The 6,903-nt window shown below is 76.3% G+C and carries 3 protein-coding genes and 1 pseudogene; 3 read left to right on the forward strand and 1 reads right to left on the reverse strand.

Translation table 11 applies throughout. The features are described 5' to 3' along the window. Positions 1 to 174: 174 nt before the first annotated feature. The gene (locus ABZ914_RS43515) at positions 175 to 1,422 is read right to left on the reverse strand and encodes a hypothetical protein (protein ID WP_500200614.1); all 1,248 of its coding nucleotides are present in this window, start codon (positions 1,420 to 1,422) and stop codon (positions 175 to 177) included. A gap of 297 nt (positions 1,423 to 1,719) precedes the next feature. Here ABZ914_RS43515 and ABZ914_RS43520 point away from each other — a divergent pair, with 297 nt between their 5' ends. The 3 genes and pseudogenes from ABZ914_RS43520 to ABZ914_RS43530 form a co-directional block, all read left to right on the forward strand. Beyond that, positions 1,720 to 3,120, forward strand: coding sequence for a hemolysin family protein (locus ABZ914_RS43520; protein WP_500200615.1), 1,401 nt, complete (start codon positions 1,720 to 1,722; stop codon positions 3,118 to 3,120). Then, on the forward strand, positions 3,108 to 4,124 hold the full coding sequence (locus tag ABZ914_RS43525) for a hemolysin family protein (protein ID WP_433145432.1): 1,017 nt from the start codon (positions 3,108 to 3,110) through the stop codon (positions 4,122 to 4,124). The genes ABZ914_RS43520 and ABZ914_RS43525 overlap by 13 nt, the downstream gene beginning before the upstream one ends. 121 nt (positions 4,125 to 4,245) lie before the next feature. Next, positions 4,246 to 6,903: pseudogene (locus ABZ914_RS43530) on the forward strand (hypothetical protein); the annotation flags it as partial.

Consider the following 6,903-nt stretch of genomic DNA (forward strand, 5'->3'; position numbering starts at 1 on the left):
GCCCGGACGGCGGCCCGGACGAGAGCGCGGCGGGCGGCCCGGACGGCGGCCCGGCCACCGGGCCGGAGCCTCCCGGGTCCGCGGGCGGGGGCTCCGCCAGCGGTGCCATCCCGCACACGTCGCAGAAGCCGTCCTCGCCGACCTCTCCGGTGCAGCCGGGCTGGGTGCATCGGGTCATGTGGTCCCCGTCCCGTCGTTCTCGCGCGCCCTGATCGCGCGCTGGTACTCGGCGAGCAGCGCGGTCGCACGGCGCAGGTCGCACGGCGCCGACCACAGCACGTCCCGGGCCAGCCCGTGCAGCGCCGTGAGCGCCTCGTCCTCGGCGAGGCCGAGCCGCGCCGCCTTCGCCCGGTACGCCTCCAGGCGCCCGCGCAGCTCGCCCCGCCGGTCGAGGAGCCCCTCGCTGAGACGCAGATCGTCGCGCGCCCGTTCCAGCGCCTCCGCCGCCGCGCTCTCCAGCGCCGCGACCCGGCCCGCCATCTCCACCCAGCGGCCCGCCTCCCGCAGCCGCTCCAGCGCGGCGAGCCGGTCCCGCAGCCCTTCCCCGAGCCCCCGCGACGGCGCCGGCACGTTCGGCGCGTGGATCTTCAGCAGCACCGTCGCGTGCGCCTCCCAGGCCCGCCGCTCGGTCTCCTCGACCCGCCCGATCGCCTCGCCGAGGCCCGCGACCAGCTCGGCGTACTCGTCGCGGAGCCGCGCCACCCCGGCCAGCTCGTCGCCGATCGACCGCAGCGACGCGCGGACCCGGTCCAGCCGCGCGGTGTCGGGACGGCCGTCCGGGCACAGCGACAGCGGATCGGTGCGGACCAGCCGGCCGAGCGACGTCAGCTCGCGGCCCAGCCGGTCCAGCTCCGGGTGCCGGGTGCCGTCGAGGGAGTGCGCCAGCCGCGCCGTCCGCTGCCAGCTCTCCTCCGCCTCCTCCAGCGGCTTCAGCAGCGCCGACCACGCCGCGTCCGCCGCCGCGACCTCCTTCGCCACGAACGCGAACGCGTCGGACATCATCCCGACCGCCTCGTCCAGCGTCGCGCGCTTCTCCTGCGGGCCGAGCAGCGTCCGGTCCTCGAGGGGGATCTCGCCGTCCGGCAGCTCCACCGACCGCCCCGACAGCATCCCGGTCAGCTCCACCAGCGTCGGCACGTCCGGGCGCGGCGACCGGCCGCGCAGCGCGCACGCCGCGTCCAGCACCCGCTGGTAGGCGTCGAAGACCCGCCACAGCAGCGTCAGCCGGGCCCGCACCCGCTCCCAGCGCCGCCACGTCTCGCCGGTGAGCCGGGCGCCCTTCAGCAGCCGGACGCCGGTGTGGCCGTCGAGCTCCAGCAGGGACGCCGCGATCCGCTCCCGCTCCGCGCCGAGCGTCCTGAGGGCATGGTCGACCCCCTCCCGGCTCATGGGCGCGGCGGCCCCGGCCCCGCTCTCGTCCACCTCAGCCCCGCGTTCGGTTCTCTCGGTCCCCGTGCGCACCCTCGTTCCGGCGGCCTGGGAGCAAAGGACCGCTCAAGTATCGGGCATGCTCTCCCCAACAAGTGTGATCCGTGACACTTGGCGACACAAGCGCCTGTCCTCGCGGGACAGGCCGCCGCGCCGGTGGGACGATCGGCGAGGGGCTTTACCCTGGTGCGCCGGGAACCTCGCCGCACGAGGCGGCGTTACGCAGGTAGGCCCAGATGAGAGGAGTGGTGAGTCCGCGGTGTCGGACCCCAGTCATAGACCCGGTGCCCCATGCTGACGGCCGCGCTGGGAGTGCTCGCGGTGATCGTTCTCACCGCCGCCACCGGATATTTCGTCGCCCAGGAATTCGCCTACGTCGCCGCCGACCGCGCGTCCCTCGAGCAGGCCGCCGCGCGCGGCGACACGTCCGCCCGCCGGGCCGTGAAGGTCATCGGCCGGCTGTCGTTCATGCTGTCCGGCGCGCAGCTCGGCATCACGATGACCACGCTGGTCGTCGGGTTCATCGCCAAGCCCGCCCTGGCCGAGCTGATCAGGCCGCTGCTGGACGCCGCGGGCGTGCCCGCGGGCGCCACCGGCGCGATCGCGCTGGCCGCCGGGTTCGTGCTGGCCACGCTGATCCAGATGCTGCTGGGCGAGCTGTTCCCCAAGAACCTCGCCCTGGCCCGCGCTGAGTCGCTGGCGCGCGCGCTGGCCGCGTCAACGCTCGTCTACCTGGCCGTGGCGGGCCCGCTGATCCGGCTGTTCGACCGTGCCGCCGAGCGGCTGCTGCGCCTCGTCGGCGTCGAACCCGTCGAGGAGCTGCACAGCGGCGCCACCCTGGAGGAGCTCGGCGACATCATCGGCAAGTCGCAGAGCTCCGGCCACCTGCCCGCCGACCTGTCCGGCCTCCTCGACCGCGCCCTGTCCTTCGGCGACCTCACCGCCGACGAGGTCATGGTCCCGCGCCCGCAGGTCAGCACGCTGCCGTCCACCGCGCCCGCCGCCGACCTCGTCGCGCTGATCCGCGAGACCGGGCACAGCGCCTACCCCGTGTACGACGGCGAGGTCGACGACGTCATCGGCGTCGCCGGGGCCCGCGAGGTCGCCGACGACGCGCTCGACCCGGCCACCCCGGTCGGCCGGATCGCCCGCCCCGCGCTGCTCGTCCCCGGCAGCCAGCCGTTGTACGGCGTCATCGAGCGGATGCGCGAGTCCGGCGAGGAGTTCGCCTGCGTCGTCGACGAGTACGGCGGGCTCGCCGGCATCCTCACCTTCGAGGACGTCGCCGAGGAGCTCGTCGGCGAGATCGCCGACGAGACCGACGCCCGCGAGGACGCCCCGACCAGCGGCCCCGACGGGTCCTGGCTCGTCGACGCCGGCATGCGCATCGACGAGGTCGGCCGCCTCACCGGCCTCGACCTGCCCGAGGGCGACGCCTACGACACCCTCGGCGGCCTCGTCATGGCCGAGCTGCGCCGCCTCCCCTGCCCCGGCGACCGCCTCACCGTCGCCCTGGACGGCGCGGCCGGGCACGCCGAGCTGGAGGTCGTCAGCGTCGCCCGCCGCGTCGCCGAGAAGATCCGGATCCGCACCGCCGCCGCCCCGGCGCCGTCCGGCCGGCCGGAGGTCTCCGACCCGCCGTGCGCCGCCGCGCCGTCCCCGGACGCCGAGGAGGTGTCATGGACCCGCTGACCTCCCTGCTCGTCACCGTCCTGCTGCTGATCGGGAACGGCTTCTTCGTCGCGTCGGAGTTCGCGCTCGTCGCCGCCAACCGGTCCCAGCTCGAACGCGCCGCCGGCAAGGGCAGCCGCCCCGCCGCCGCGGCCCTCGCGGGCGTCCGCGAGCTGTCGCTGATGCTCGCCGGCGCGCAGTTCGGCATCACGATGTGCTCGCTGGGCCTCGCGATCGTCACCGAGCCCGCGTTCGAGCACCTCCTCGAACCGCCCCTGCACGCCGTCGGCGTCCCCGAGGCCGGCGCCAAGGCCGCCGCCCTGGCCTGCGCCCTCGGCGTCATCACGTTCCTGCACATGGTCGTCGGCGAGATGGCGCCGAAGTCCTGGGCGATCGTGAACCCGGAGCGCTCCGCGGTCCTGCTCGCGCTGCCGTTCCGCGGGTTCGCGAAGGTGTCGCGCCCGATCCTCGCCGCGCTGAACGCCACGACCAACGGGCTGCTGCGGCTCGTCCGGGTCACCCCGCGCGACGAGCTGGACAGCCACACCGACCCGGCGCGGCTCAGCCACCTGGTCGGCGAGTCCCGCCGCCTCGGCCTCATCGGGCGCCACGACCACGAGCTGCTGCGCCGCGCGATCTCCGCGCGCGAGGCGACCGTCCGGCACCTGGTCATCCCCGCCTCGTCGGTGACCACGATCGACGCGGGCGCGTCCGCCGCCGACATCCGCCGCACCGCGACCGCGAGCGGCCACAGCCGCCTCCTTGTCCGCGGCCCGGACGGCACCGCCACCGGCATCGTGCACGTCCGCGCCGCCATCACCGAGCCGGACGGCGACCGGCCCGCGGGCGAGCTCGCCTACCCGGCGCCGGCCCTCACCGCGGAGACCACCGTCCTGGACGCCGTCAGCCGGATGCGCCGCGCCCGCGCGCAGCTCGCCGTCGTCAACGGCGACCGCGGCGCGTTCGCCGGGATCGTCACTCTGGACGACCTCCTGGCCGAGCTCCTGGCCACGAATCCGCACTGACCGGTGAAGATCATCACGCGCGACCGCGGGGGCCACGAGTGATCGTTTCCATGTGAGACGTTAGACGCGGGCAAAAGGGGACACATACGGCCCCGGGTCGATCTGGGACGGGATGGCGTAGGTGAACCACTCAACGGAACCCAACGAGCCGGACGGCGTGCCGGAGCCCGAGCTCGACGCCCGTCCCGACCTGGAGACGATCCCGCTGGCCGAGGCTCCGGCGGAGGAGACGCCGGCCCTGGGCGTGGAGGAGGTCTCCTGGGGCGGTCCCGAACTCGTCGAGAACGTCTACGCGCCGCTGACGGAACAGTACGAGCATCTCCAGTCGGGCATTGAGGACGACGCGCTCGGCTGGACGGCCCAGATCGACGCGCTCCGGGCGCTCCGGGGCGCGCGTGTCGCCGGGGACTGGGAGACCCTCGCCCGCCTCCTCGTCGCCCCGGGCACTCTCGAAGAGGCCGGCACCGTTGAGGAGACGGGCGCGGTCCGCCTCGTGCGGACGGCGGACGAGGCGGAGACCGTCCGGTCCCTCCTCGGGGACCTCAAGGCCGCCGGCGAGCGCACCCTGCTCCTCGCGCCCACCCCCGAGAAGGCCGCCGAGCTCCTCGAAGCCGTCCAGGACGACCCGGAGATCCTCACCCTCCTCATCGAGACCCGGCCGCCCCGGCCCGCCGCGCCGCCGCCCGCGCCGTCCGTGCCGCCGACTCCGTCCGTGCCGTCCGTGCCGTCCGCCCCGCCCGTACAGCCCGCCCCGTCGGTGCAGCCCGCCCGGTCTGACGAGACCCTCAAGCTTCCGACACTCCCCGACGAGCCGCCCGCTGACGACGCACCGGCGGGGCCCGCCGCCCCCGAGGCCGTCCAGCCGCAGGAGGAGGACGCCGCCGCGGCGCCGGGCCGGAACGACTTCGGCTCCCACGGGACCGTCGAGTTCAAGCCGGTGACCGGCCTCCCCGACCCCGGCGCTGGAGCGACGCGAGCCGAGCCCCTCCCTGGCCCGCACGCTGAAGGCACGCCCGAGGCGGGCGCCGCGGACGCGACGCGAGCCGAACCGCTGCCCGCACCCGTGGGAGACGACCTCCTGCCCGGCGCGGACGCGACGCGCGCGCAGGCCCTGCCCGGTCCCATGGCGGACGACGAGCAGCCCGCCGCGCCGGAACATCCCGAACCCGGGGCAAGCCCGGACGTCCCCGCCTCGGCAGAGGCGACGGCGGCTCACGCGCTGCCCGGACGGCCAGGCGACGACGCCGGAGTCCCGTCCGGCCCGAGCGCCCCGGACTCCACGGAGACCATGGCTCTCCCCGTCCCGGTGCCCGACGAGCAGAGCCCTGGCACCGCGTCGGCGGAACACGTGCAAGGCGAGGCCGGGGCGCGTCCTGGCGTCCCGCCCGAGGAGAGCGCCGCAGAGGTGACGTTGAGCGATGCGTCCGGAGATCCGGCAAGGGAGACCGGCGCGCACGCGGAGGATGCGGCACCGGCGGCGGGCGGCTCGGACGCCCATGGCGGCATCGGCGAGCCCCTGCCCGGCGCGGCCGGGCGTCCTGCGGGAGACAACGCCGATCCCGGCTCGACGCTGCCCGGGCCGGCCGATGAGGCCTACGAGCGCATGGAGGGCGCGTCCGAGGCCGCGGAGGCGCGTGCGTCGGGAGCCGCGCTGCGGGCCGTCGGCGAGGGATGGCCTCGGACATGGCGGGCCGAGGCGGGGGTGCTGCGGCGCGGGTTGATGCTGCTGGAGCAGTGGCCTCGGGACGCGGAGGCGCTGGCGGCGGTGCGGGCGGAGACGGCCGCGCGGAAGGAGGCGCTGGAAGCGGAGCTGGCGCGCATCGCGAGCGGGATCGAGGAGGCGCGGGACGCGGCGCAGAGCGCGGAGGAGCGGGCCGCCGAGGCGGAGGCCGAGGCCGAGCGGCTGGTCGCGGTGCAGCGGGAGGCGGAGGAGGAACTGGCCGGTCCGCGCGCGGAGGCGGAGCGGTTGCAGGCGCTCGCGGACGCGGCGGGCGCCGAGGCGAGCGAGCTGACGCGGGTGGCGGACGAGGCGTTCGCCCGGTGCACGCAGCTGGAACAGCGGGCCCATGAGGCGCAGAACGAGTTGCGGGACGCGCAGCAGGTGGAGGCGTCGCTGAAGGACGAGCTGGCGCGCGCGCAGGCGGCGTTGCCGGCGGCGATGGAGGAGGCGGACAGGCTGGCCGCCGTGGACGCCGACGCGTCGGCGGAGGGCCACGCGGCCTACTACCGGCTGGTGTCGGCGGAGTCGGCGCTGGCGGCGGTGCGGCGGAAGATGACGCTGACGCAGCGGCTGCATGTGGCGGCGCCGCCGTCGAACCTGCGGAGCGTCCGGGCGGAGGTACGGGCGCGGGCGCGGGAGGCGGACGAGGCGGCGAAGCGCGCGCAGGAGGCGAAGGACGCGGCGGAGCGGGCGGAGGCGCACCGGCAGGGCCTCGCGACGTTCGTGGCGGAGAGCGGGCCTCGGCTGGCGACGGCGCGGGAGGCGCAGGAGCGGTTGACGACGGAGCTGGCGTGGCTGGCGACGGAGCGGGAGACGGCGGGCGCGGAGCACCAGGAGCAGGCGCGGCGCGCGGCGGAGTCGGTGGACCGGGCGACGCAGGCGGGCCTGGAGGCGCGGGCGGCGCAGCAGGCCGCCCGGGTGATCGAGGAGCGCGTGGAGGCCGCGCGGACGGGCCGGGAGGAGGCTCTCGCGGCGGTCGAGCGAGCGCGCGCGGACGCGGAGGCGGCGGTGGCACGCGCCGCCGAGGGACGGGCTGAGCTCGACCGGCGCGGCGCGGAG

Source organism: Spirillospora sp. NPDC046719 (assembly GCF_040645715.1).
Classification (GTDB): Bacteria; Actinomycetota; Actinomycetes; order Streptosporangiales; family Streptosporangiaceae; genus Spirillospora.